This is a genomic window from Pseudolysinimonas sp. (genome assembly GCF_057350545.1).
This window is the reverse complement of the sequence record NZ_JBMRCP010000081.1, coordinates 30,787-56,316: the sequence shown is the minus strand read 5'-3', so window position 1 is coordinate 56,316 and position 25,530 is coordinate 30,787. Positions and strand designations below refer to the sequence as shown.

The following is a 25,530-nucleotide window of genomic DNA, read 5'->3' as shown; positions in this document are numbered from 1 at the left end:
GTGGAAGTCGCGCCCGACCCCCTGGATGCGCAGCCGGGGGGTCTCGCCGCCGGTGGCGGTGGCGGGCGGGGAGGTCAGGGTCTCGTTGCTCATGCGGACTTTGTCTCTCGTGTGGTGGTGGGGTGGTGACGGCCCCGGATCGCGGGGCCGCCACCGGATGTCACTGCGGGAGCAGGTCGCTCGTGATCCACTGCCCGGGGTCGGCGCCGCCGTCGAGCAGGCCGCCGTCGACGTACGCGTCGTAGATGGTCTGCCAGTACTCTTCGTCGTTCTCGAGGAGGCCCACGGCGCCCGTCGAGTCGATCCAGGTCTCGGTCGTGTAGGTCGTGAGCGCCTCGATCGCGATCGCGTCGTCGGCGAGGGCCGCGAACTCCCAGTCGCCGCTGTCGCGCAGCGTCGAGAGCACGTTCGCGAAGTCGTTCTCGGCGTCGTCGATGATCTCCTGCGTCGCCTCCTTGATGGCGGCGAGGAAGCGCTCGATCTCGTCGACCCGCTGCTCGTTCTCGAGGTTCGCCTGGGTGGTGATCCAGACCTGGCGCTCGGGTGCGTCGACGAGACCGGCGGGGCTCGAGACGGCGTCGTCGTTCTGGTTGACGATGCCGATCGAGGTGTCGAGGCTCACGATGTAGCCGTCGAGTTGGCCCTGCTTGACGAGCTCGTACGTCGCCGCGGTGACCGGAACAGCCTGGCGGGTGACCGAGTCACGCGGCACACCGGCGTCGTCGAGCGCGAAGTTGAGCATCTTCTCGCTCGTGCCGCCGACGGAACCCATGCCGATGGTCTTGCCCTCCATGTCCTCCGCGGACTCGATGGCGTTGCCCTCGGTCGAGATGATGCGGAGGTTGGAGCGGTAGGCCTGGGTGCCGATCGCGACGATCGGCTGCCCCGACTCCATGCCCGGCATGACATCGACGGTGCTCACGCGCGTGATCGGCGTCGCGCCGCCGAGGAGGGTCTGGATGGCGGCGGAGGTGCCCTGCACGGGCTGCAGCTGCACGTCGAGGCCGTGCTCTTCGAAGATGCCCGACGAGTAGGCGTACATCTCCGGGGTGAAGGTGAACGACTGGAGCGGAAGGAACGAGACGACGACGATGTCGGTGAGGTCGGCCGGCGTGTCGCCGTCGCCGTCCGGACCCGTCGTGTCGCCGGTGCAGCCCGCGAGGGCGAGGGCGGTCGCCGCGGCGAGCGCAGCCGCGCCGAATCGCAGGCGTGTGGAGGAACTCTTCACTGCTGTGACCATGTCGACTCCTATGTCGGGGTGATCCGCCCGCCGCGTCTTCGCGGACGGTTCCTTGAGTCTGCCGACGGGTGCCCAGGTCGCCTACGGCTCTTTTCACTCGCTGAAAGCGCTGCCCCTCAACCCTACGTGCATAGTGGTTTTGAGCACCGTGACCGTGCCCGAATCACCGTCGACGCGCACCAGATCGCCCGTGCGGACGACGTCGAGCGGAGCCGGGAACGCCTCGACGACGGTCGGGATGCGGGTGACGATCGCCCCGAGCACCGCCTTCGTCGTGACGACGTCGAAGACGAACGCGGCGGGCGCCGTGCCCATGAGCCGCGTGCTCTGGAAGAAGCCCGACCACCCCGAGGAGCCCTTCGCGCCCGGGAAGACGAGCACTTTGCCGGTGAAGCACACGCCGAACAACTCGTGACGCGGCTCGATGACGGTGCCGGTGGCCACGTCGATGCCGCCGAACCCCGAGATCGGGTCGCGCGTCACGAGCGCCTCCGCCTCGACGACGCCGGGCACGATTCCGCGGCCGCGCAGCACGAGGCCGGTGCGATCGTCGGTCGAGCTCATGCCAGCCCGCCCGTCCAGCGGCCGGTGACCGCGGCATCCAGGCATTCGTCGAGCGTGCCGAACCAGGCCTCGATGCCCAGGATGGCGGGGAGGTAGTGCGCCTGCTTCGCCGAGTCGGTCGCGAACACCTTCGTGCCGGGCGGCGCCGCCTTCGACATCGCCGGGCACGAGTCGGTGAGAACATAGCCGCCGGCCCGGGTGATCGCGCGCGTGTACCCGTTGCGCGCCGACATCGAGGCGAGCGCGCGCGGCGTCATCACCCAGAGCTGCACGCTCTCGTGCAGCCGTCGACCCTCGAGCCGATAGGCGATCTGCGCGAGCTGGTCGAGGGACGCGTGCGGGCAGCCGAGCAGGATGAAGTCGACGTCGGTGCTCGAGCCCTGCGCGTTGAGGGTCTCGTACACCCAGCGCCGCTCGGCGGCGCCGTAGACGATCGGCTCCGGGATCGCTCCGCCGTCGAACGCCGCCTCGAGGGTCGGCGCCTCGGGGGTGATGCCCGGCAGGTGGTAGAGCTCGACCCCGCCCGACGTCGCCGTCGCCGCCCCGAAGTGCTTGAGGTCGGTGAGATCGGGCTGCGCGAGGTCGCCGATCACCGCGGGCCGGGCCTCCTGAACGGCCTCGCCGACGAAGTAGCCGAACATCCCCCAGTCCTGGAAGGTCTCGACGCGGGTGTCGGCGCGGACGACGTGGGTCGCGAGCCGGTTCTCGGGCAGGTGGAGCCCCCAGTACGGGATCTTCCCCGTCAGGCCCGCGGCACCCGTGGAGGCGCCGCCCTCGCAGTTGGTGCGGGCCCCGAGCACCGAGTTGGCGTACACGACCGCCGAGGACTCCATCCAGGCGCAGTGCTCGCCGCGGACGGGCAGGTTGCCGACCTGGTACGGCGTGCAGGTCGCGAGGATGTTGACGCCCCGCTCCGAGAAGTACGACTCCGCGTCGCCCTGTAGCTCGATCGACTGCTTCGCGTACCCCGTCAGGCCGTCGGCATCATCGGAGAACCCGTGCTGCAGCTGACACGTCGGCACCTTCATCCGCGGGATGTCGAACTCCTCGTCGGAGTCGAGGTTGATGACGGCGTACGCCTTCGCCCAGCCGCCCTCGCGCACGAGCTGCGCCTTCGCGGGTGACGGCTGCGTCATCGTGCCGGCGACGTTGCGCGTCTCGACGAGGCGCTCGGCGCCGAGCGCCTCGCCGTAGCGCACGAGCAGGTCCATCGCGGCGGCGACGGCACCACCCTCGGCGCCGTCGCGCATCCGCTTCTCCTCGTCGGTGAGGCGCATGATGCCTGCCGGCTACCGCACCTTCGACTGCGAGAACGGGATCGGCCGCGGCGGGTTCAGCGTGAACACCTCGACGACGGCGGAGACTCCCGCATTGTCGGCACCCGCGACCACGATCTGCACGCTCGACGGGTGACTCAGCACACGCACGACGTCGGGCGCGTCGGAACTGCTCGCGGTGTCGGGCGTCGAGTCGGGGTGGCTCGACGCCAGGCGCCAGCGCGTCTTGTTCGAGAGTGCGTCCTTGCCGACGCGCGCGAGGTCGGCGCGTGAGCGGGTCGCGTTGTCGAAGATGAAGTTCCGCAGGTCGTCCTTGCTCCAGCCCGCGCCCGCGAAGAGGGCGGCGTGCTCGGGGGTGAGCACGAGCAGGGTCGACGTGTACTCGTGGATGAGCGCACCCGAGCGGGCGATCGTGTCGACGAAGTCGAGAGCGAGCTGCTCGGGAGTCATCGTGTGCCGGGCCTCGATGTGCACGACCGAGCGGATGACGAACGCCGTCACGACGCTCTCGTCGGCCGCGTGGCCGTGCTCGACGGCGAACGACGGCCATGGGCTCTGCTCCTCGTTCTCGCCGAAGGCGGCCGAGAACTTCGAGGGGTTGCCCTGCGTGGCCTGGTCGAGCTTGTGCGGGTGCAGGCCGAAGACGTTGATGCAGCCGAGGCGGATGGCCCGCCCGATGGTCGCGTTCGCGCGGTGGCCCGAGCCGAAGATGTTGCCGGTGCTGTTGAGCTCGATCGCGGTGCGGATCGGGCCGTTGACGACGAGGAACGGCGCGGTGCCCGTGGTCGACTGCCAGATGCCGCGCGCCGGGTGCGGCTCGAGGGCGATCGCCTCCCACGCGGCGAGCACGACCGGGAGGTACTCGGCCTTGCAGCCGGCGAGCGCGGCGTTGATCGCGGCGGTGCGCACGGTGAGCGAGCGGTTGAGGTGCGGGATCGTGAACAGCACCTCGTCTGGGTCGCGATCGACGGCCGCGAGGAACTCCGCGAGGACCGACTCGGTGACCGGCACGACCGGCAGGCCGTCGGTCCACTCCTGGTCGAAGTAGTACTCGAGCGTCTCGCGGATGCCCGCCACCTCGACCTCGGGCGCCGTCGCCTCTGTCACCGTCATGTCGCACTCACTCCTTCGTCGGGATGCCGCTTGCGACGATGACACGGGGTGTCTGAGGCCCGCGCCGGCGATTTCACCCTCCGAAAAGCCGCGCGTCGTCGGCGAGCCGACACCGGCAGGATACGGAAGCATTGATCCCGGCAAGGAAGCCTTCCGATGACAGACACCGCATACGCCCACACGACGATCGACGAGGTGGCCTCGCTCAAGGGCACCGCGTTCGGGCCGTCGACCTGGCGACCGATCCCGCAAGAGGACATCGACCTCTACGCGCAACTCTCGGGCGACGACAATCCCATCCACGTGGATGCCGAGGCCGCCGCGCGCTCACCGTTCGGAGGCCGCATCGCCCACGGGATGCTGACGCTCAGCATGGTCGTGCCGCACCTGCGCGAGATCTACAAGGTGGCGGGCACCTCGACCGGCATCGTCTACGGCTTCAACAGGATCCGCTTCCCCTCCCCCGTGCGGTCCGGCGCGAATGTACGCGTGCGCGGCACGGTCGCCGAGGTCGAGGAGGTCCCGGGCGGCTACCAGGTGACCCTCGCGCTCGTGTTCGAGACGGAGGGCTCGGAGAAGCCCGCCGTCGTGGCCGAGCTCGTGCTGAGGCACTACCGATGACCGGGACGCGGCTCGAGGGCAAGGTCGCGATCGTCACCGGCTCCGGCGGCGGTCTGGGGCGGGCCTACGCGCTCGCGATCGCCGACGCGGGGGGCTCCGTCGTGGTCAACGACGTGGATGCCGCGGCCGCCACGAGCACCGTCGCCGAGATCGAGGCGCGCGGCGGACGGGCGATCGCCACGATCGGCCCCGTCGGCCCGAGCGCCACGGCCGAGCAGCTCGTAGCCGACGCGGTCTCCGCCTTCGGCCGGCTCGACGTGCTCGTCGCGAACGCGGGCGTGCTGCGCGACAAGGTGCTGTGGAAGATGGGCGACGACGACTTCGACGCCGTCGTCGCGACCCACCTGCGGGGAACCTTCACGACCGGCCGCGCGGCGGCGATCCGCATGAAGGAGCAGGGCGACGGCGGCCGCATCGTCGTCATCGGCTCGCCCGCGGGCCAATACGGCAGCTTCGGCCAGACGAACTACGCGGCCGTCAAGGCGGGTCTCGTCGCGATGGCCCGCACCTGGTCGCTCGAGCTCGCGCGAGACCGCATCACCGCGAACGCCGTCATCCCGGTGGCGCTCTCCCCGATGACCGCGACGATCCCCGACCTCGCGGAGGCCTACGAGCGCTTCCGCGCCGGCGACCCGATCCCGCACGAGCTGCGCCACGGCCGCGGCCTCGGCAGCCCCGACGATGTCGCCCCGCTCATCGTGTGGCTCGCCTCCGACGACTCCGCCGACGTGACGGGTCAGGCGATCGGGATCGGCGGCGACCGGCTCACGCTGTTCTCGCACCCCGAGGTCATCGCGACGGACTACGCCGACGGCGGCTGGTCGGCCGACGGCATCGGCGCCGCATGGCGGACGACGTTCGCGGCGAGCGCGCAGCAGTCGGGCCCGCCGTCGCGACGGGCGGGCTGACATGACGGACGACACCCAGCCGGAACGCATCCACTACTCCGACCTCTGGCAGGGCATCGCCGGGGCCGTGCCCCATCGGCCCGCGATCGTCGCGGGCGACGACACGCTCAGCTGGGGGCGTCTCGCGGCGGAAGCGGGGGCGCTCGCGCGGCACCTCGCCGATCGCGGGCTCAGCGTCGGGGATGCCGCGGCCACGCTGCTCTACAACCGGCCCGAGTTCCTCGCCTTCATGTGGGCGTGCTTCGGTCTCGGCGTCGCTCCCGTCGCCCTCAACTACCGCTATCGCGCGGCCGAGGTGCGGGCGCTCCTGCTCGACTCCGACGCGCGGGTCTTCCTCGTGCCGGCGTCGCTCGGCGCGATCGCCGCCGAGGCCGCCGAGGGTCTCGACGTCGAGCTCGTCGTCGTCGACGACGGCGGGCCCGCCGTACCCGGCGCGACGCGCTACGCCGACGTCGTCGCGGCCGGCGGCGAGCTGCCCGTCGCTGCTCCGGCGGGTGGCGACCTGCGCCTCTACACGGGCGGCACGACGGGTGCTCCGAAAGCCGTCGTCTGGGATCTCGACAGCCTCCTCGTCGCGCGACGTGCGTCGACGTGGGGTCTCATCGGCCTGACGCCTCCCGAGACGCTCGCGGACGCCGTCGCGATCGCCGTCGACCCGGCGACGCCCCCGACCGTCACCTTGCCGATGAGCCCGCTGCTGCACGGAACGGCGCAGTCGATGACGCTCGGCACCCTCGCCGTCGGCGGCACCGTCGTGCTGCAGCCGAGCGCGAGCGTCGACGTCGGCGACGCCTACCGCCTCATCCTCGAGCACCGCGTGACGCGCGTCATCGTCGCGGGCGACGCCCTCGCCCTCCCCCTGGCCGACGTCGCGGAGGCGTCCGGCGGCCTGCCGACCGTGCGCTGGATCTACAGTTCCGGCATGCGGTTCACCGATCCCGTGAAGCGGCGCCTGCACGCGCTCGGCGACCTCACGATCATCGACATGCTCGCCGCGAGCGAGGGCGGCCCGTTCGCGCTCGGTGTCTCACGCTCCGCCGCCGACATCCCCGCACCGCTGCAGCTCACGCCGGGCGCCGTGCTGCTCGACGAGGAGCACCGCGAGCTCGAGCCCACGGCCGGAACCCTCGGCATCCTCGGCTTCCGCGGCATCCTCCCCCGCGGCTACTACGGCGACCCGCAGAAGACCGCCGAGACGTTCCTCGAGATCGGCGAGCACCGCTACATCGTTCCCGGCGACTGGGCGCGCGCGAACGGCGACGGCACGATCGAGCTGCTCGGGCGGCTCTCCGCCGTCGTCAACACGGGAGGCGAGAAGGTGTTCCCGGCCGAGGTCGAGGAGGCGCTGCTCGCGCATCCCGATGTCGCCGATGCCGTCGTGTTCGGGCTGCCGGATCCGCGGTTCGGCGAGGTCGTCAGCGCGACAGTCGCCCCGGCCGACGGCCGCGAGATCGACCGCGACGCGGTGCTGGCTTTCGTCGCCGAGCGGCTCGCCGGGTTCAAGAAGCCGCGCCACCTGTTCGTGCGGCCGAGCCTCGAGCGCACGCCGACCGGCAAGGTCGAGCTCGCCCGAGTGAAAGAGGATGCCCTCCGCGAGCTGCAGGGAGCAGTCTCGTGATTCGGTGGTCGAGTAGCGGGCGGAGCCCGCGTGTCGAGACCCCCGCGCTCGGTCTCGACACGCGCCTCCGGCGCTACTCGACCACCGAGAGAAAGGTGACCTCGTGACCTTCGACCCCGCGGCGGTGCGCGCGATCGACATGCACGTGCACGTGTCGATCGACTCCACGGGACGCACGGCGTCGCCACCCGCCCTCCGCGAGGCCCTCGCGGCGTACTTCAAGAGCACCCAGGAGCCGCTCACCGTCGACGAGACCGCCCAGTACTACCGCGAGCGCGGGATCGCGGCGGTCGTGTTCACGGTCGACGCGACGACGAATCTCGGGCACGCGCCCAACAGCGTCGACGAGATCGTCGAGGGAGCGCTCCGTCACGCCGACGTGCTCATCCCGTTCGGCAGCGTCGACCCGCTCCAGGGCGCCGCGGCCGTCGACGAGGCGCGACGACAGGCGGCGCTCGGGGTGCGCGGGTTCAAGTTCCACCCGTCGGTGCAGGCATTCGACCCGTCCGACCCGGCATACATTCCGCTCTGGGCATGCATCGAGGAGCTCGGCCTTCCGGTGCTCGTGCACACCGGGCAGACGGGCGCCGGTGCGCGGCTCCCGGGCGGCTGGGGGTTCCGGCTCTCGCTGTCGAATCCGATGCTGCTCGACGACGTGGCGGCGCGGCATCCCGACCTGCAGGTGATCATGGCGCACCCGAGCGTGCCGTGGCAGGACGAGGCGATCTCGGTCGCGACCCACAAGGGCAACGCGTGGATCGACCTGTCGGGCTGGTCGGCGAAGTACTTCGCGCCGAACCTCGTGCGCGCCGCCCGCACCTACCTCAACGACAAGATGCTCTTCGGCTCCGACTTCCCGGCGCTGACGCCGGAGCGGTGGCTCGACGACTTCGCCGCGCTCGAGTTCCCCGAGGACGCCACGCAGGCGATCCTCAAGGACAACGCCGTGAGACTCTTGGGCCTGTGACCGGCGAACCTCCCACCGACGTGCTCGGCTACTACGCCGAGCTGCTCACCGACGCCGAACGCGCGAAGCTGCAGGCGCTGCGCGACACCCTCGAGGAGCACGCGCGGCCGCACCTCGCCGACTGGTGGGAGGACGCCCACTGCCCCGAGCACCTCCGCCCGCTGCTCGTCGACCTCGACCTCGAGCTCGACGGCGCGAGCGACTACTACACGGGGTTCAAGCACTTCGAGTTCTCGCGTTTCGATTCGTCGATCGCGGTGCTCTACGGGGGCCAGGCGGGCATGTTCCGCACGGTCGTGCGCGAGGGCGGGTCGCCCGAGCAGGTGCAGGCGATGGATGCCGACATCCGCTCGTTCACGCTCACCGGGTGTTTCGCGCTCACCGAGCCGGGGCACGGGTCGGACGTCGCCGCGGGCATGGAGACCGTCGCCACGCGCGACGGCGACGACTGGGTGATCTCGGGTCACAAGCGCTGGAACGGCAACGCCGCGATCGCCGACGTGCTGCTCGTCGTGGCGAAGGATGCCGCCGACGGCGCGGCGAAGATCTTCGTCGTGCCGCGCACCGCGCCCGGGGTGACGATCGACGACATCCGCGGCAAGATCGCGCTGCGCATGGTGCGCAACGGCGACATCCGGCTCGACGGCGTGCGCGTGCCCGAATCGGCGCGGCTGCAACGCATCGACTCGTTCCGCGACGTCTCGCGCATCCTCGCGCAGCTGCGGTACGTCGTCGGCTGGAACGCCGCGGGCATGCAGACCGGCGCGTACGAGGCGGCGCTGCGCTATGCCCTCGCGCGCGAGCAGTTCGGGCGGCCGATCGCGGGGTTCCAGCTCGTGCAGGAGAAGCTCGCCCGCATGCTCGGCAACGCCTCGGCGACGCTCGCCCTCGCCGTGCGGCTCACCGACCTCAAGGGCCGCGGTGAGCTCACGGATGCGGTCGCCGCGATGGCGAAGTCGTGGGCGGCCGACCGCGTGCGCGAGACGGTCGCCCTCGGTCGCGAGATCGCCGGTGCCGAGGGCATCCGCGTGCAGCACGACGTCGCGCGGTACTTCGCCGACGCCGAGGCGGTCTACACCTACGAGGGCACCCACGAGATGAACTCGCTCATCGTCGGCCGGGCGATCACGGGCCACTCCGCCTTCACCCGCTGAGCACTCGGTGGTCGAGTAGCCGCCGAAGGCGGCGTGTCGGCACTCGGTGGTCGAGTAGCCGCCGAAGGCGGCGTGTCGAGACCCCTACGACGCCGCGTCGAAGCCGGCGGCGGTGAGCGCTCGCGACACCGAGGTCGCGGTGATGCGCACGATGTCGATCATGCCCTTCACATGCGGGTCGCCATCGGTGAGCGCGACGGAGACGGCGGCGACGACGCGGCCGTCCATCCCGCGGATCGGCGCCGCGACGCCGACGTGGGCGGCATCCACCTGGCGGTCGCTCACCGCGTAGCCGGTGCGGCGGATGTCGGCGAGCACGCGCTCGAGGGTCGCGCGATCGGTGTAGGTCTTCGGGGTGTAGGCCGTCAGCGGCCCGCTGAGCACCTCTTCGCGGACGTCGTCGGGCGCGTGCGCGAGCAGCACCTGCCCGATCGCCGTCACGTGCAGCTGGTAGCGACCGCCCATGACGGGGCGTCGCACGCTGCGACGGGGATTGCAGAAGCGTTCGATCGACACGAGCTCGGTGCCTTCGCGGATGGCGAGGTGGGCGGCGTACCCGGTCGTCTCGTAGAGGTCGAGCAGGTACGGCCGGGCGATGCGCTGGAGTCCGACGGAGCGCGGCGCACGGGACGCCACCTCCCAGAGTCGCAGCCCGATGCGGTAGCGGTTCTCGCCGTCGCGCTCGAGCGCTCCCCATTCGACGAGGCGTTGCACGATGCGGTAGCAGGTCGCGATCGGCAGCCCGCTGTTGCGGCTGATGTCGGAGAGCGCCTGTCGAGATCGGTTGCCCTGGAACGTGCCCAGGATCGAGAGTGCGCGATCGACCACCGAGCGTGAGTTCGCTTCGGAATCGAGGACCTTGACCGACGCCATCGTCATGTTCGTCACGCTACTCCGCGTGTACGCACTGTCAACCAGGCGTACGCTCTGCGTCCCGCTTGGGGAGTCAGGCTCCCGCGAGCACGAAGAAACCGAGCACGGCGACGGCACCGGCGAGCGCGAAGAGTCCCATGTTCAGGTACGGCTTCTCGCCGCGGCGGGCGTGCACGACGAATGCGCCGGCCTGCAGCAGGGCGATCCCGACGGCGGCGATCGGCGAGAGCACGGGCGCGAGGCCTGTCGCCATCGGCACCACGACGCCGAGCGCTCCGAGCACCTCGAGCGCCCCGATCCCCCGGATCTGCAGTTGCGTGAAGTCGTTCGCCCACGCGAACGGCGCCCCCATCTCGAGCAGCTTCTCCTTCGGCCGCACGAGCTTCATGAGCCCCGTGGCGAGGGAGAGCACGGCGAGCAGTCCGGCGAGGATGAAGTAGACGACGATCATGGTGCACACGCTAGACCCGGGCCTCACCGCGGGTTGAGTAGCGCGCCGCGCAGCGGCACGCGTATCGAAACCCATGTCGATCGGGCGGGACCTCGCTCGTCACCTCTGTGTCAGACGATCACGACCAGGAAGGATGACACCATGCGTTACACGCTGCTGCTGCACTACCCCGAGATGAGCGCCGCCGAGCTGGGCGAGGAGGCCCTCGCCGAGGGGATGCGCGCGTTCGACGAGTACGCGAAGGCGCTCGACGCCGCGGGCGTGCTGCTCTCGGCCGAGGTGCTCGCCCCGTCGAGCTCGACGACGACGATCACGCTCGCGTCCGGCGACCTCGTCGTGCAGGACGGCCCGTTCGCCGACACGAAGGAGCAGCTCGGCGGCACCTTCGTCATCGACGTCGCCGACCTGGATGCTGCCCTCACCTGGGCGCAGCGGGCACCGTCGGCGTACTACGGCCACGTCGAGATCCGCCCCGGCGCGACGCATTTCGCGAACGGCGCGTGGACGAGCTACCCGCACCACTGAGCATCCACATGACCGACGCCGACGAGTCCCGTGCCGCCGCCGAGCGCGCCGCGCGGGACTCGTACGGCCGCCTCGTGGCGCTGCTCGCGGCGCCGACCCGCGACCTCGCCCTCGCCGAGGACGCCCTCGCCGACGCGTTCGAGCAGGCGCTCCGCACCTGGCCGACGTCGGGCATCCCCGACAACCCGGAGGGATGGTTGCTCACCGTGGCCCGCAACCGTCAACGCGACGTGCTCAAGTCGTCGGCGCACCGCACCGGCACCGTGCTCGACGAGGCCCGGGAGATCGTCGGCGGGGTGGATGTCGCGCGCCTGGCCGAGGGGGCCGACGGCATCCCGGACCAGCGGCTCGCGCTGCTGTTCGCGTGCGCGCATCCGGCGATCGATGCCGGCATCCGCACGCCCCTCATGCTGCAGGTGGTGCTCGGTTTCGACGCCGCGCGCATCGCGGAGGCGTTCGCGGTGGAACCTGCGGCGATGGCGCAGCGACTCGTGCGCGCCAAGCGCAAGGTGAGGGATGCCGGCATCCCGTTCGCCGTGCCGACGCGCGCCGACCTGCCGGCCCGGCTGCCCGCCGTGCTCGAGGCGATCTACGGCGCCTACGCGATCGACTGGCTCGCCCCCGCCGATGACATCCGGATGACGGTCGCCGATGAGGCGCGCTGGCTCGCCGTGCTGCTCGCCACCCTGCTCGAGTCCGAACCCGAGGCGTGGGGGCTCGCCGCGCTGCTGACGCTCGCGCAGTCCCGGGCACCGGCGCGCGTCGGCGACCCGTGGCCGCCCCTCGACGAGCAGGACACCTCCCTGTGGTCGCGCGAGCTCATCGCGGAGGGCGAGGCACTGCTGCGGCGGGCCGCCGGATTCGGGATGCCGCTGGGCCGGTTCCAGCTCGAGGCCGCCATCCAGTCGGTGCACTGCGATCGCGCCCGCACCGGCGTCGTCGACCGCGACGCCCTCGTGAAGCTCTACCGCGGCCTCGTCGCCCTCCACCCCACCGAAGGCGCCCGCCGCGCCCTCGCCGCCGCCCTCGCGGGTTGAGTAGCGCGCCGCGCAGCGGCACGCGTATCGAAACCGCGGCCGAGTAGCGGCGAGGCCGCGTGTCGAGACCCTCGACGCGAGCCTCGCGTCCCGCTTGACTGACGGGATGTCGTCGAAGCTCGTCTACTTCAACACCGCGTCCCTCGACGGCTACATCGCCGGGCCCGACGGCACGTGGGAGTGGGGCTACCCCGACACCGCCGTGCACACCTTCGTGAATCAGCTGTTCGCGTCGTCGAAGACCCAGCTTCTCGGTCGCAAGACGTACGAGATCATGACCTACTGGGACGAGCAGTCGACCGACGAGATGGACGCCGCCGAGCGCGAGTTCGCCGATCAGTGGGCGCACACCGACAAGATCGTCTACTCCCGCACCCTCACCGAGGTGACGGCGAAACGCACCGAGCTGCGCAGCGACTTCGACGTCGACGAGGTGCGTGGGCTGAAGGCATCCCTCGACCACCCGATCTCGATCGGCGGCGGTGAGCTCGCGTCGATGGCGGCGCGCGCCGGCGTGCTCGACGAGGTGCACGTCCTCGTCGCGCCGGCGATCGTCGGCGGCGGCACGCGGTTCCTCGCCGACGGCCTGCGGCTCGACCTCGAGCTGTTCGACGAGCGTCGCTTCGGCAACGGGATGGTCTACCTCGCCTACCGCGTGCGCTGACTCGGTGGTCGAGTAGCGGCCGAGGCCGCGTGTCGAGACCCAGCGCGCACGATCATTGCGCCCACCTTGAACAAGTGTTTAGGATGCTGAACATGCGTTCAACCAGCGTCGACGATGTGACGACGCGTGCGCGCATCCGTGACGCCGCCGTGCTGCTCTTCGGACGCGACGGCTTCGCCGCGACGACGGTGCGGGCCGTGGCCGCCGAGGCCGCGGTGAGCCCGGCCCTCGTGCTGCACCACTTCGGATCGAAGGACGGGCTGCGCGACGCCTGCGACGCCCACATCGTCGACGCCTTCATGGATCGCAAGGGCGAACTCGCGGGCGATCGCGCGTCGAGCGTCAGCGCGATGCAGCGCTGGCTCGCCGATGTCGACCAGTTCCGGCCCGAACTCGACTACATGGCGCGGATGCTCACCGATGACAGCCCGGGTGCCGACCGCCTCTTCGACCTGCTCGTGGACAGCACGTCGGCCATGATCCGCGAGCAGGTCGCGGCGGGGATCATGCGGCAGACCGACGATCCCGAGACGATCGCGCTGTATCTCACGGTGCACGGGATCGCCCCGATCATCCTCGGGCGCCAGCTCGGCCGACGGATGGGCGCCGAGGGCATGACGCGCGAGGTCATCCGCCGCTCCACGCTGCCGATCCTCGACCTCTACACGCACGGCTTATACGCCGACGACCGCTACCTGCTCGCCGCCCGCGAAGCGCTCGAGCGCACCCAGGTACCGCGCTCCGACAAGGGCGACAACGACCCGAACCAGGATCCCGACCCGCCCGCGGCGTCGGCATCCTGACCTTCTTCACCACACCATCCATCCGAAAGGAGCATGGGCAATGACCCCTGCCATCCGCACCTCGGAGCTGAGCAAACGCTACGGCTCCCGCACCGCCCTCCACGGGCTCGACCTCACGATCGAACCCGGCACCGTGTTCGGTCTCATCGGCCCGAACGGCGCCGGCAAGACCACCACCCTCAGGATGCTGCTCGACATCATCCGCCCCACCTCGGGCACGGCTCGCGTGCTCGGCGCCGACCCGCGCACGGGCGGACCGGCCCTGCGCCGACGCATCGGGTTCGTCCCCGGCGAGCTGCGCCTCGAGGGGCGGGTGAAGGGACGCGCGCTGCTGAACCACTACGCCGACATCTCCGGACCCGTGAAGCCCGGCGCGATCGACGCGCTCGCGGAGCGCCTCGGGCTCGACCTGAGCCGGCCCGTGCGCACGCTCTCGAAGGGCAACAAGCAGAAGCTCGGGCTCGTGCAGGCGTTCATGCACACCCCCGAACTGCTCGTACTCGACGAGCCGACGTCGGGGCTCGACCCGCTCGTGCAGCGCGAGTTCCTCACGATGGTGCGCGAGGCTCGCGACAACGGTCAGACGGTGCTGCTGTCGTCGCACGTGCTGAGCGAGATCCAACAGACCGCGGATGCCGTGGCCGTGCTGAGCGCGGGACGTGTCGTCGCCGAGGGGGCCGTCGAGTCGCTGCGGCTCGCGAGCATCCGCCGGGTGCGCGCCGGTCTCGCCGACACGACCGTGGATGCCGTCCGCACCGCGCTCGGGAAGCTCGCCCACCTGCGCGACCTCGACGTCGTCGCGGCCGGCGAGGTCGTGCGGCTCACCGCGACGGTGAACGGCGATATCGACGCCGTCGTCAAGGAGATCGCGCGACACCGGGTCGTCGACCTCGCCGTCGAAGAACCCGACCTCGAGGAGTCGGTGCTCGGCCTCTACGGCGGCAGCACGGCATCCCACGAGGACGAGACCACCGAGGAGGCCGGGCGATGAGCGCTCCCCTGCCCGTGTTCCGCCGCTCCCTCGCCGACTCGTGGCGCTCGCTCATCGGCTGGACGATCGGAATCGTCGGCGCGATCAGCCTGTACCTGCCGCTGTACCCGAGCATCGGGGGCAACGGCCAGATGCAGCAGATCATCGACAGCATGCCGCCCGAGCTCACCAAGACCCTCGGCTTCGAAGACATCGCGACCGGCGCGGGCTACGCGCAGAGCACGATCTTCGGCCTCATCGGCTTTCTGCTGCTCACCATCGCGGCGACCGCATGGGGTTCGGCGGCGATCGCCGGCGCCGAAGAGTCGGGTCGTCTCGAGCTCGCCCTCGCCCACGGCGTCAGCCGCGTGCAGTACGCCCTCGAGTCGGCACTCGCCATCCTCGTGCGGCTGCTCTGGCTCGGCGGCGTCGCTCTCGGGCTCGTGCTCGTGCTGAACGAGCCATCGGAGCTCGGGCTCGAACCCGCCCACGTGGTGGCGGCATCCGCCTCGCTCGTGTTGGTCACCCTGCTGTCGGCGGCGTTCGCCCTCGCCGCGGGTGCGCTCACTGGGCGCGCGTCGATCGCGACCGGAGCCGGTGCCGCCGTCGCGGTCGCCGGGTACGTGCTCAACGCCCTCGCCAACCAGTCGGAAGACCTGGAGGGGCTGCGCGCGGTGTCGCCGTACTCGTGGGCGTACCACGGGCGTCCGCTGCTCGACGGTGCCGACTGGGCGGGTCTCGGCCTGCTCGGCGGTCTCGCCGTCGTGCTCATCGCCGTCGCCGCCTTGGCCCTCCGCCGCCGAGACATCGTGGGTTGAGTAGCGCCCCCGCGGGGTGAGTGCCGTGTTTCGCGCACCACCCCGCGGGTTGAGTAGCGCCCGGCGAAGCCGGACGCGTATCGAAACCCCCCAACAGCAAGCGGGTCGGTCAGACCTTCGAGACGACGGTCGTGACAGGCGTAGCGTTCTCGAACAGGTCGAGCACCGGGCAATGCGCATCCACCGCGGCGCGCAACTCGTCGTACCGCTCCGCCGCCTCCGGCCCCGAGATCGCGATGTCGAGCCGCACCGCGCCGAAGCCGGCCCGCACCGACTCGTCGATGCCGAACAGGCGGCGCGCATCCAGATCGCCTTCGGCCTTCACGTCGATGTCGTCGACCTGGATGCCGAGCGCCTGCGCGTACAGGCGGTAGACGACGACCTGGCACGCGGCGAGCGCCCCGAGGGCGTACTCGACGGGGCTCGCCGCGACGTCGTCGCCGGCGAGCGCGGCGGGCTCGTCGACGACGAACTCGTGCTTTCCGGCGCGGACGTTGGTGGCCACGGAGCCCCGCCCCGACCCGTGGACGGTATAGGTGAGGTGCGCGGCGAACGTGTCGGCGGCGGTCCGCTCGCCCCACGCGGAGCCCGCAGAGGTGAGCCTTTCGGCGCGCTCGGCGGCGGTGGAGGACGGGATGCTGGGGCTGTCGAGAAGTGTCATGCGGGCGACGTTAGGCACCCGCTCCCGGCCACGGAACGATCGTGACGAAGGTGGTCGGAGTGTGACGCAACACTCCGACAACCTTCGTCACATCCGCCCTCTCCCCCGAGGATCCGCGGTCTCGGCTGCGGCGACCAACTGCGCGAGGAGTCCCGTCCCCACCTGCGAGTTGATGCGATAGTGCGAACGCTGCAGTCGTTCGCCGGCCTTGTTTGCTTGGGACGCCCCTCCCAGCACCCCCTCCGCGGCGACGCACGGGATGAGCGCATCCAGGCTCTCACCAGCCGCGCTCGCCCATTCCGGCGCCAGGAGTTCGTCGCGTGCGCCGAGTGCCCACGCTGCAGCGATGCCGGCCGAGCCCGAGGTCTCGAATGGCGTGGCCTTCTCATCGACGAATGTGTGCCAGAGCCTGTCTTCGGAGCGCCACGACCGCGACGCTTCTGCGACCTCGACGAACTCGGATCGCAGGTCGTCGATCGCAAGGCCAGCAGCCTCGAGGATCGGCAGCGTGCGCGCCAAGCCGAGGAGGTACCACGTCCAGGCACGCACCCAGTCGCGGAACTCCACTCGCCCGTCCTCGTAGCGCCGTAACAGGATGCCGCCGTCGCGCAGCGCGGCAACGCGGAGCCGCAACTGGAGTGCCGAGTCTTCGACGAGATCTTGGCGGCCGGTGAGCCTTCCGATGAGCGCGAGCGGGTAGGCGACCGTGTACATCCCTTCTGTCGAGAGCATCTCGTGGTCCCGCAGTGCTCCGTCGGCGCGACGGTAATCGAGCAGGAATCTCTCGCTCATCTCGAGCGCACGCCGCGGTTCACCGAGACGGGCCACCGCCGCGAGCGGAAGGAGCCCCTCGATGCCGTAGATCTCGCCCTTCACAGCCCGACCCCAGGGATCCAGGTAGGCGAGGTCGCCCTGCGCGTCGAAGAACTCGCCGAGGTGCGCGCGGGCGCGATGCTCGAAGCGGGTCTCTCGCGTCGATGCCGCCAAGTCGAGAAGCCCATCGAGGACGCAACCGAGCTTCCATCCGAACGCCTGGAGAGAAGCGGGAGAGGCGATCCCGTCGAGAAGCCGAGCGCGCGTCCCGGCGGACCGCGAGTCTGCGTCGAGCAAACGTGGGCCGAAGAAGCCGCTCTCGCCGACGCCGACCCCGAACACGTCGACCGTCTCGCGCCCGTCGAGATGCACCAGGATCCCGTCGGCGAGATCTTCAGGTTCGCTCGGCCTCAACCCCACGTCGACGTGCTCGAAGGCGTCGACATGGTCGACCATCGCGCGGCCCACCTCGCCGCGGTGGGTCCTCACGACGAGGTCGGCTGTCCCCCAGAGTTCACGGGCGATAGTGACGCGCAGGCGCAGCGGCCGACCCAGAGCGCGAGTGTCGGACCAGAAAAGCCTGAGCGCACCGGCGCCGGTCGTCGCACCTAGCGAGTACGCGGTGCCGACCGCCGCCGGATGCTGTGATACGGAGCCCTCGGCTCGATCGGCTCGGTGACCCCCACCCCGTGCTGCGTCAGCGCGACGCAGCAACCGACTCCCACTTCCCCGTCGCGATCGAGCGATAGCAAGCGTCGAGAATCTCGTTGACGATGACGCCGTCGGCGAAGTTCTCGCTCGGCAGACTTCCGGAAGCGAACGACTGCACGAAGTGCCTCATCTCCTGGCTGAATCCGTAGGATCGGGGTTCTTCGGGCACGGGGAACACCCAGCCGGTCGCCAGGTCGGCCTTCTCGACGAGATAGCCGCCCGGGTTCTCGACGAAGCCCCACACCGAGGTCGACATCGTGTCGGTCACGAAGCGGCCTTCGGATGCCGTGATCTCGTGCCGGAGTTGCATCCCGCCTTTCTCGATCCACGACGTCTCGAGCGTCGCGTACTCACCCCCGGCGAACCGGAGGATGGCGACGGCGGAGTCCTCCCCCGAGGTCTTGTCCGCATGCAGGAGCGTGGCCCCCCAGGCGAAGACTTCGGTCACCGGGTTGTCCTTGCCGAACACGATCCGCGCCACCTCGACCATGTGGCAACCCATGTCGAGCAGCGCGCCGCCTCCCGCCGTCTCGGCATCCCAGAAGTGGGGCGCATGCGGCCCCGAGTGCGCCTCGCGCGCCCGCAGGGTGAGCGGCCGACCGGCCGATCCGCTCGCGAGCATGTCGAACACCTTCACGAGGTTCGGCGCGAACGCCGAGTTCTCGGCATAGCCGTGCCACACGCCACTGTCTTCGACGAGGGCGAGAATCTCTCGCGCCTCCTTCCCGTTGCGGGCGAGAGGCTTCGTACAGATCACGCCCTTGCCTGCCGCCGCCACGATCCTCACCGCCTCGACGTGAACCTCGTTGGGCAGCGCGATCACGACGAGATCGACGTCTGGATCCGCGGCGAGCGCCGCCATGTCGTCATACGCCGTCGCCGCCGGAGCGCGACGCGACGCGAGTTCGACGGCACGTTCCTTGCGCGACGAGAAGATCGCGGTGACTTCGGAGCCCTTCACATCATCGAGGGCGGCCAGGTACCGGTCGGAGATGAAGCCGGCGCCGAGCATACCGATGCGTACAGTCATGGGTCTTTTCCTTCGTTGGTCTGCTCAGCCCTTGAGGCCGGCACGGGTGAGGCTCTCGACGAACTGACGCTGCGCGAACATGAACACCAGCAGCACCGGGAGCACGGTCAGCGAGGTCGCCCCGAGTTGGGCGTTGTACAGCGGGTCGCCGTACTGGTCTTGGTAGCGCGTCAGGCCGATCCCCACGGTCATGAGCTCGGGTGAGCGGATGAACACGAGGGGCTCGATGTACATGTTGAACGCGTTGAGGAACGTGAGGATGACGACGGTCGCCGTCGCCGGTCCCGCGAGTGGCATCACGATCCGCCAGAAGATCGCGAAGCGGTTCATGCCGTCGAGCATCGCCGCCTCCTCCAGTTCCCGCGGAAGGCTGAGAAAGAACTGGCGGAAGATGAAGACCGCGACCGCGAGCTTCGGGCCGAGCGCCATCGGCACGATGAGCGGCCAGTGCGTGTTCAGCAGGTCGAGATCCGCCGTCCAACGGAAGATCGGGATGATCGTCACTTCCACCGGCAGGAAGATCGTGCTCAGCACGAGGAAGAACACCTTGTTCGCGTGGGGGAACCGCAGTCGTGCGAAGGCGTAGCCGGCCATCGCGGCGAGCAGCACCGTGACCGCCGTGATCACGACCGACGTGTAGAGGGAGTTCCAGTACTGCTGCAGCAGCGGGTTGACCGTGAAGATCTTCCCGAGCGCGTCGGTGGTCCACGTGTTCGGCCAGAGGTTGGCCGCCCCATAGATCTCGGAGATGGGCTTGAACGTCGAGAAGACCATCCAGAGCAGCGGGTAGACGAAGGGGATGGCGAGCACGGCCATCGAGCCGAAGAGCACGACCCGGCCGAGGACGCGCCGCCCGCTGGGGCGTCGGCGCTGCGCACTCACGTCAGTGCTCATCGTGCACCCACCGCTTCCGCAGCCCCCACTGTGCGAGCGTCAGCGACAGCACGACGGCGAAAAGTACGATGCCCACGGCGCTTCCCATGCCGAACTCCTGCTGCCGGAAGGCGACCTCGTACAGGTAATAGGAGATGACGTTGGTGGACCCGCCGGGTCCGCCGTGCGTGAGGAGTTGGATCGGCACGAAGATGTTGAGCGCCCCGACCGTCGTCAGGATGAGCACCATCATGACGGTCGGCGTGATGAGCGGGAACGTGATGTGGCGGAATCGTCCGAAGGGAGAGGCGCCGTCGAGCTCACCGGCCTCCGAGAGCTCACGCGGCACGCCCTGAAGAGCGGCCAGGAACAGGATCATGTTCTGACCCACCCCCTTGAAGAGCACGATGAGGATGACGCTCCCGAGAGCTGTCGACGGATTGTTGAGCCAGTCCGGCCCCTGGATACCGAAGATCGCGAGGAAGGTGTTGACTACGCCGTTCGACGCGAGGAGGTAGTCCCAGACGAGCGCCCAGGCAGCGTAGGCGATCACGACCGGAGCGAAGTATGCCGCCCGGAAGAACCCGATGCCCCGCATCCTGCGATTGAGGAGCGACGCGAGCAGGAGGGCGATGACCGTCTCGGCGACCACCACACCGACCACGAAAGCACCGGTCACGAGGAGTGACTGATGGAAGCTCCTACTGGTCGCGAGCTCCTCGAAGTTGCCGAGTCCGACGAAGTCGAAGCGTCCCGTGAGCGGCGCCCAGTCGTGGAGGCTGTACCACGCGATGAAGAGCAGCGGTGCGACCCCGAAGACGAGGGCGCCGAGTACCGGCCCCGCGACCATGGCCGCACCGAGGGCGGCCTCCCGCCTTGCCGGGGCAAGGCGGGAGGCGCGCCGTGGTGCGACACCGCGCGGGTGATCCGTCAGCTGTGCCACGAGAACTGTTGTACCGCTCAGCCGAAGTACTGCGAGATCGACTCCTGCAGGTCGCGCAGGATTCCCTCGACATCGGCTCCGGGCTGACTGATCAATTCGAGCGAACTCGCGACCGTGCTCGCGAACTGGCTGTAGTTGGGGTGCACGGGAAGCGGAACGGCATCCTGCGCCGGCTCGATGATCGTGCCGACGATCTGCTCTTCGCTCATCTTCGTGGCGGCTGCCGAGAGCGCCTCATAGGTCAGCAGCGACTCGCGCGGCTGCGGGAAGAAGGCGGACAGCTTCTGCGCATTCGACTTGTTGGTGAAGAACGACAGGAACTCCGCCGCGACCTCCGGGTGCGCCGACTGCGACAACACCCCGATCGCCGCCTGGTTGATGACGTTCTTCTGGCCGCCCGGCCCCTCGGGAAGCGGCACGTAGTCCCACCCGAAGCTCCCGTCGAGCGATCCCGACGTGCTCAGCAGGTGGATCTTGAACGCCGCAGTGCCCGCGGTGAAGTCGAAGGTCTCGCCCGGGCGGATGATGCCCCGACGCTCGAACATGTTCTCGTTCGCCCAGGTCATGAACTCGACCATCTCCGGCGAGTCAAACTGGGGCGTTGAACCGTCCGCCGACCACGGCGAGGCGCCGAAGCTCTCCCAGATCGTCGCGAGCTCGATCCAGACGTTCCAGGACTGGAACTGGAGCCCGCCCTGACCCGTGGCGTTCGCGGCGGCGTCGGCCATCTCCATGACGCGGTCCCAGTTCCAGTCACCGCTCGCGATCAGGTCGCGAGGGTTGGGCTGGCCGGCGGCCTCGAGCAGGTCGAGGTTGACGTACATCCCGAACGGCTGCGTCGAGAACGGGTAGGCGTAGATGCCGCCGTCCTTCGACCAGGCGGTGAGCGATCCGTCGACCACGTCGCCGAGATCGAAGTCGGCGTCGGCCTCGAGGATGGGGCTGATGTCGGCGAGCACGCCCTGTTCGATGTACTCGCGCGAGTTCGAGTTCAGCACCCAGGCGATGTCCGGAGCTTCTCCGCCCGACACCTGGGTGACGAGAGCCTGCGTGTACTCGTCGAGCGGGTAGGCGTCGAATGTGACGGAGCTGACCTTGTCCGGGTTCGCCGCGATGTACTCGTCGGCGATCTCGTTGAAGACCGCGTGGTGCGCCTCGTTGGCCGACCAGAGCGTGACGCGGAGATCGACGGGGCCTTCCGGCTCGGCCGGCGCGCTGGCACAGCCGGCCAGGACGATACCGGTCGCGGCGAGTCCGGCAATGGCAGTGGCGAGTCGTCGAGCGCCCCCGCGCTTGAAGTTGAACAGTGACATGTGGGTTGTCCTCCTTTGGACACTCACTAGGGGTGAGGTTTCGGTGCGGGTGTCACGATATAACACATAGTGTCATTGTGTGCAGTGGCGCGAGGCTAGCACGGGAGAAGTCGGACGGTCAACGAATCCGCTTCTTGAGCGCGGCGCACGCGACTTCAGTGCGTGAGTCCCCAGTCGATCTGGGAGGCGACAGGCGGAATCGCCGAGGCTCCGAGCTCTTGCGAGAGATCGTGGGCGGCCGCGACGAGGCTCGTGCGGATGAGCTCCTCGAGGCTCTCGTCGACGAGGTAAGTGGGCGCGGAGACGCCGATGGCGCACGCGACGATGTCACCGGCGGTCCACACAGGCACCGCGACCGCCGTCTGGCCGTGAGCTTCGGTGGATCGGCGCCCGCACACACTCGTGGCAGCGACGCGCTCCAGTTCATCCCAGAGCTCGGTGGCGGAGACCGTGCCGTCGGAATGGTCGACGCAGTCCGCGACGAAGGCATCCCACTCGTTGCGTCGCGAGAGTGCCACGAGAACGGTGCCTGTGGGGAGGTCGAGGGCACGACGATCGGAACGCGGCGGCGGAGTGCCGACGGGTCCCCGCCCCTGCTCGAACGCGACGACGCGCGCATCCATGCCCGTGAGGATCGTCGCGACCGACGCTTGGCCGGTCGTCTCCGTCAGAGCCTCGAGCGCAGGGACGACGATCTCGGGCAGGGCCAGCATCGGATTCCACCTCGTCGCCAAGAGGCTGAATGCCGGGCCGACGCGGTACTGCCCTCGTCGACCGACGAGGTAGCCGCGATCGGCCATCGTGCGGCACAGGTTGTTGACCGTCGACACCGAGAGCCCCAGATCGTTGGCGATGCGAGTCGCGCCGACGACATCGAAACGCGCCACGAACTCCAGGATGTCGAACGCGCGATGGAGCGACTGGATGCCGCCACGGTCGCGCTGATCGCCGCTTTTGCCTCGCTCGTCCACGCCCCGAGATTAGCCCGCCGCTGCTGCCCCGCAGGCCCCGGACGCGCCGCCGCCGCGCGGGCGACCCGTCCGACGTCACTCGCCCCGACGATCCAGGCTGACGCTGACCGCGCGCTCGAGGGTTTCACCGGGATCGAACGTCACGTGGGTCCCGGTCAACTGCCGCACCCGCGAGAGCCCCCCTGTCGGGTAGCTCGTACACGGTTCCAGGCCGAGGACGTACTCGGACCCGAACCATGGGAAGCCTCGACGTCCGCCGGCCTCGAGCCAATACCAGGCGTAGGGAAGTCCATCGGCATCCCATTCGACTCGCACCTCGAGATCGAGACCGGGATTGCTGATGCCCACCATCGCGCGGCCCTCGGCGAAGTCGGCGAGGAAGGCCCGCCTGCTCGTCCCGTCGCGGACCGATGGCACGATGGAGAGGTCGACGGTTCCGCCTGCCGGAAGGTTGCCGGTCGGCCAGGCGGCACTTTCGCGTCCGACGCCGATCCGCGGGTCTCCGATGTCGGAGTGAACAGTGCGCGCCGTCGTCACGATGTGCGCGGCCGAGTCGAGCAGTGGCGCTCCGAACGCCGGGTGCTGGTTCCAGATCGCGTCGATCGGTTCGGCTCCCAGGTTCGTGGCCGACTCGGCGACCACGACCCGTGTCCCGTCGAGTGTGATGCGTCGAGTGAACGAGAAGGGGCTCCGAATGAGCATCCCGCGCGCGACGATCCCGTCGGTGACGGGCTCGACCTCGAGCGGGGTCAACCAGACCTCCCCGTGCATCGGCCACTCGACGCCGTGCTCGACCGTCGCGGCGCCCGCGTTCGGGAACAGCGTGTTCCAGCCGCCCGGATAGCGCCCCATCGCGACGGCCTCGCTCGATCCGGGAAGATCGACGCGGTCACGGTGCGGGATTCCCCATCGCGGCTGCCACAGCACGTCGACGCCGGTTCTCAGATCGCGGAGGGAAGTGATCGTCGCACCTCGCTCTGCGAGCAACTCGACCCGCACATGGTCGTTCTCCATCACGTGCAGGCGCCAACCGCGCTCGTCGCGGAAGCCGTGTCGCATCAGACGAGGACGAGCACGCGGCCGTCATCGACCCTGGTCTGGAACACACGGAGCCTCGGCCGTCGTATCGGAGCAGTACAGGCACCGGTTCCGAGGTCGAAACCCCAGTGGTGCCAGGGGCAGCGGATCTCGGGTTTGTCGTAGTCGACGTCGACGGGTGCCCCCGGCGCCGAGCTCGAGATCGCCGGGTAGATCTCGCCGTAGGCCATCGGCGCGCCGGCGTGCCCGCAGCGGTTGACGACGGCGAACACCTTATCTCGCCACACGCGGATACCGATCGTCTGATCGGCGATCGTCACGATCAGCGGTCGCTCGGGGACCAGTTCGTCGAACGCGGCGACGTCATGCCATTCAGGCATTCGCCGTCGACCGAGCCTCGGTCCCGGTGAACGCGGGGTGGCCGGCGCACTCGAGGTTCAGATACTCGCAGGCGTTGTCGTGCAGGAGCTTCTGCATCATCCCGCTGCCGAGCTTGCTCTCGATGTAGGAGGGCTCGTCGAAGTCCCAGTGCGGGAAGTCGCTCGCGTACATGACGGTGTTCTCGGCGTCGACCATCTCCATGATCTGCTGCAGATGCCGCAGATCGCCCGGGTCCTCGATCGGCTGCGTCGTAAGACGGATGTTGTCGCGGACGTAGGCGCTCGGCAGACGCTTGAGGAACGGGACCTCGTGTTTGAGCCCCTTGTACTCGGCGTCCATGCGCCACAGCACATGTGGAAGCCAGCTGATCCCCCCCTCGACGAGGATCACACGCAGGTTCGGGAACTGCTCGAAGACGCCGCGGAGTACGAGGCTCGCCGTCTGCGCCATGTAGTAGGTCGGCAGCGTGACGTGCGACTCGAAGTACGTCGCAGCCTCGCCCGCAGGCGTGTGTGCGTGGTTCGCGATGACCCCCGTGGTCGACGGATGCATGTGGATCGGCAGGCCGAACTTCTCGCACTCCGCGTAGATCGGCCAGTAGTAGCGGTCACCGAAGGGGATCCGATTCGCGGTGGCGAACATCGAGACGGTCTTGACGCGCGGATGATCCCCGAGCCGTCGGATCTCCGCGACCGCCGCGTTGACGTCCTGAAGCGGGATGAGGATCGACATCCCGAGTCGGTCGTCGACCGGAAGCCAGACATCCATCGTGCGGTCGTTGAGCCCGGCGGCGATCGCTGCCGCGTAGTCGGGATCGGGGATGCCGGAGATCGTGCCGACGTTCCCGGTCAGCAGACCGAATCGGTGGTCGTAGCGGTCGAGGAGGTTCTCGATGAAGAACCCGGGCTCGTCCAGCGCCTTGCCGTTGACCTCCCCACGGAGATCCCAGCGCATTCCGCCATCTTCGAATCGATGCCCTGAGAAGAGCTTTCGAGGGCCGAAGGTCGCGATCTCGGTCTTGTAGGGCTCTGGCAGATACTCTGCGAACTCCTCGTTGAGCGGGTCGGGCTGGTGGATGTCGCAGTCCACGATGAATCCGCGGGGCTGCGCCGACGTCGCTGTCATGAGGTTCCTTCTGTGTTCCAGTTTAATGTCGTATTGTGGCACTTGATGTTACATCGCGCGGTTTCATG

At 69.4% G+C, this 25,530-nt stretch carries 27 protein-coding genes; 11 read left to right on the top strand and 16 right to left on the bottom strand.

Features of this window, described 5'->3' with window-relative positions; translation table 11 throughout:
* Nucleotides 1–160: 160 nt before the first annotated feature.
* The 4 genes from ACO1X9_RS11905 to ACO1X9_RS11890 all read right to left on the bottom strand — a co-directional run bounded on the left by ACO1X9_RS11905 (nt 161) and on the right by ACO1X9_RS11890 (nt 4,194).
* Complete coding sequence (locus tag ACO1X9_RS11905) at nt 161–1,240, bottom strand: ABC transporter substrate-binding protein (RefSeq protein WP_486351054.1); 1,080 nt, start codon at nt 1,238–1,240, stop codon at nt 161–163.
* A 93-nt stretch (nt 1,241–1,333) separates the two neighbouring features.
* Nucleotides 1,334–1,804 (bottom strand): aconitase X swivel domain-containing protein, encoded by a 471-nt coding sequence (locus ACO1X9_RS11900; protein ID WP_486351053.1) that lies wholly within the window; start codon nt 1,802–1,804, stop codon nt 1,334–1,336.
* On the bottom strand, nt 1,801–3,081 hold the full coding sequence (locus tag ACO1X9_RS11895; RefSeq protein ID WP_486351052.1) for an aconitase X: 1,281 nt from the start codon (nt 3,079–3,081) through the stop codon (nt 1,801–1,803). The genes ACO1X9_RS11900 and ACO1X9_RS11895 overlap by 4 nt, the downstream gene beginning before the upstream one ends.
* A gap of 12 nt (nt 3,082–3,093) precedes the next feature.
* Nucleotides 3,094–4,194: a hypothetical protein gene (locus tag ACO1X9_RS11890; protein ID WP_486351051.1), complete on the bottom strand. Its 1,101-nt coding sequence runs from the start codon at nt 4,192–4,194 to the stop codon at nt 3,094–3,096.
* 156 nt (nt 4,195–4,350) lie between these two features.
* Here ACO1X9_RS11890 and ACO1X9_RS11885 point away from each other — a divergent pair, with 156 nt between their 5' ends.
* The 5 genes from ACO1X9_RS11885 to ACO1X9_RS11865 all read left to right on the top strand — a co-directional run bounded on the left by ACO1X9_RS11885 (nt 4,351) and on the right by ACO1X9_RS11865 (nt 9,462).
* A complete protein-coding gene (locus ACO1X9_RS11885) occupies nt 4,351–4,815 on the top strand; it encodes a MaoC family dehydratase (RefSeq protein ID WP_486351050.1) in 465 nt (154 codons plus the stop codon).
* A complete protein-coding gene (locus tag ACO1X9_RS11880; protein ID WP_486351049.1) occupies nt 4,812–5,723 on the top strand; it encodes an SDR family NAD(P)-dependent oxidoreductase in 912 nt (303 codons plus the stop codon). The genes ACO1X9_RS11885 and ACO1X9_RS11880 overlap by 4 nt, the downstream gene beginning before the upstream one ends.
* A 1-nt stretch (nt 5,724) precedes the next feature.
* Nucleotides 5,725–7,341, top strand: coding sequence for an AMP-binding protein (locus ACO1X9_RS11875; RefSeq protein ID WP_486351048.1), 1,617 nt, complete (start codon nt 5,725–5,727; stop codon nt 7,339–7,341).
* A gap of 139 nt (nt 7,342–7,480) precedes the next feature.
* Nucleotides 7,481–8,308, top strand: coding sequence for an amidohydrolase family protein (locus tag ACO1X9_RS11870; protein ID WP_486351055.1), 828 nt, complete (start codon nt 7,481–7,483; stop codon nt 8,306–8,308).
* Complete coding sequence (locus tag ACO1X9_RS11865) at nt 8,305–9,462, top strand: acyl-CoA dehydrogenase family protein (protein ID WP_486351047.1); 1,158 nt, start codon at nt 8,305–8,307, stop codon at nt 9,460–9,462. The genes ACO1X9_RS11870 and ACO1X9_RS11865 overlap by 4 nt, the downstream gene beginning before the upstream one ends.
* 84 nt (nt 9,463–9,546) lie before the next feature.
* On the opposite strand, the gene ACO1X9_RS11860 is transcribed toward ACO1X9_RS11865, so the two are convergent.
* The gene (locus tag ACO1X9_RS11860; protein WP_486351046.1) at nt 9,547–10,341 is read right to left on the bottom strand and encodes an IclR family transcriptional regulator; all 795 of its coding nucleotides are present in this window, start codon (nt 10,339–10,341) and stop codon (nt 9,547–9,549) included.
* Nucleotides 10,342–10,408: 67 nt separating this feature from the next.
* A complete protein-coding gene (locus ACO1X9_RS11855; RefSeq protein ID WP_486351045.1) occupies nt 10,409–10,786 on the bottom strand; it encodes a DoxX family protein in 378 nt (125 codons plus the stop codon).
* A 141-nt stretch (nt 10,787–10,927) separates the two neighbouring features.
* Here ACO1X9_RS11855 and ACO1X9_RS11850 point away from each other — a divergent pair, with 141 nt between their 5' ends.
* The 6 genes from ACO1X9_RS11850 to ACO1X9_RS11825 all read left to right on the top strand — a co-directional run bounded on the left by ACO1X9_RS11850 (nt 10,928) and on the right by ACO1X9_RS11825 (nt 15,603).
* Complete coding sequence (locus tag ACO1X9_RS11850; RefSeq protein WP_486351044.1) at nt 10,928–11,311, top strand: YciI family protein; 384 nt, start codon at nt 10,928–10,930, stop codon at nt 11,309–11,311.
* Nucleotides 11,312–11,319: 8 nt separating this feature from the next.
* On the top strand, nt 11,320–12,348 hold the full coding sequence (locus ACO1X9_RS11845; RefSeq protein ID WP_486351043.1) for an RNA polymerase sigma factor: 1,029 nt from the start codon (nt 11,320–11,322) through the stop codon (nt 12,346–12,348).
* 106 nt (nt 12,349–12,454) lie between these two features.
* Entirely contained in the window at nt 12,455–13,012 is a 558-nt protein-coding gene (locus ACO1X9_RS11840; RefSeq protein ID WP_486351042.1) for a dihydrofolate reductase family protein, read from the top strand.
* Between the two features lie 92 nt (nt 13,013–13,104).
* On the top strand, nt 13,105–13,815 hold the full coding sequence (locus ACO1X9_RS11835; RefSeq protein WP_486351041.1) for a TetR/AcrR family transcriptional regulator: 711 nt from the start codon (nt 13,105–13,107) through the stop codon (nt 13,813–13,815).
* 40 nt (nt 13,816–13,855) lie between these two features.
* On the top strand, nt 13,856–14,806 hold the full coding sequence (locus tag ACO1X9_RS11830; protein WP_486351040.1) for an ABC transporter ATP-binding protein: 951 nt from the start codon (nt 13,856–13,858) through the stop codon (nt 14,804–14,806).
* The gene (locus tag ACO1X9_RS11825) at nt 14,803–15,603 is read left to right on the top strand and encodes an ABC transporter permease subunit (RefSeq protein WP_486351039.1); all 801 of its coding nucleotides are present in this window, start codon (nt 14,803–14,805) and stop codon (nt 15,601–15,603) included. The genes ACO1X9_RS11830 and ACO1X9_RS11825 overlap by 4 nt, the downstream gene beginning before the upstream one ends.
* A 109-nt stretch (nt 15,604–15,712) precedes the next feature.
* Here the strand turns inward: ACO1X9_RS11825 and ACO1X9_RS11820 are convergent, their stop codons facing one another.
* From ACO1X9_RS11820 to ACO1X9_RS11775, 10 genes are all read right to left on the bottom strand, one after another.
* Entirely contained in the window at nt 15,713–16,264 is a 552-nt protein-coding gene (locus ACO1X9_RS11820; RefSeq protein ID WP_486351038.1) for an OsmC family protein, read from the bottom strand.
* A gap of 87 nt (nt 16,265–16,351) precedes the next feature.
* A complete protein-coding gene (locus tag ACO1X9_RS11815; protein ID WP_486351037.1) occupies nt 16,352–17,566 on the bottom strand; it encodes a glycoside hydrolase family 88 protein in 1,215 nt (404 codons plus the stop codon).
* Nucleotides 17,567–17,774: 208 nt separating this feature from the next.
* Entirely contained in the window at nt 17,775–18,818 is a 1,044-nt protein-coding gene (locus tag ACO1X9_RS11810) for a Gfo/Idh/MocA family protein (protein WP_486351036.1), read from the bottom strand.
* 24 nt (nt 18,819–18,842) lie between these two features.
* A complete protein-coding gene (locus ACO1X9_RS11805) occupies nt 18,843–19,712 on the bottom strand; it encodes a carbohydrate ABC transporter permease (protein ID WP_486351035.1) in 870 nt (289 codons plus the stop codon).
* Nucleotides 19,702–20,634 (bottom strand): carbohydrate ABC transporter permease, encoded by a 933-nt coding sequence (locus ACO1X9_RS11800; RefSeq protein ID WP_486351034.1) that lies wholly within the window; start codon nt 20,632–20,634, stop codon nt 19,702–19,704. The genes ACO1X9_RS11805 and ACO1X9_RS11800 overlap by 11 nt, the downstream gene beginning before the upstream one ends.
* 17 nt (nt 20,635–20,651) lie before the next feature.
* Nucleotides 20,652–21,947 (bottom strand): ABC transporter substrate-binding protein, encoded by a 1,296-nt coding sequence (locus tag ACO1X9_RS11795; protein ID WP_486351033.1) that lies wholly within the window; start codon nt 21,945–21,947, stop codon nt 20,652–20,654.
* A gap of 155 nt (nt 21,948–22,102) precedes the next feature.
* Nucleotides 22,103–22,918: an IclR family transcriptional regulator gene (locus ACO1X9_RS11790; RefSeq protein WP_486351032.1), complete on the bottom strand. Its 816-nt coding sequence runs from the start codon at nt 22,916–22,918 to the stop codon at nt 22,103–22,105.
* A gap of 75 nt (nt 22,919–22,993) precedes the next feature.
* A complete protein-coding gene (locus ACO1X9_RS11785; RefSeq protein ID WP_486351031.1) occupies nt 22,994–23,977 on the bottom strand; it encodes an aldose 1-epimerase in 984 nt (327 codons plus the stop codon).
* On the bottom strand, nt 23,977–24,336 hold the full coding sequence (locus ACO1X9_RS11780; RefSeq protein ID WP_486351030.1) for a Rieske (2Fe-2S) protein: 360 nt from the start codon (nt 24,334–24,336) through the stop codon (nt 23,977–23,979). The genes ACO1X9_RS11785 and ACO1X9_RS11780 overlap by 1 nt, the downstream gene beginning before the upstream one ends.
* Nucleotides 24,329–25,462: an amidohydrolase family protein gene (locus tag ACO1X9_RS11775; RefSeq protein ID WP_486351029.1), complete on the bottom strand. Its 1,134-nt coding sequence runs from the start codon at nt 25,460–25,462 to the stop codon at nt 24,329–24,331. Before ACO1X9_RS11775 ends, ACO1X9_RS11780 begins: the two co-directional genes overlap by 8 nt.
* Nucleotides 25,463–25,530 lie beyond the last annotated feature (68 nt).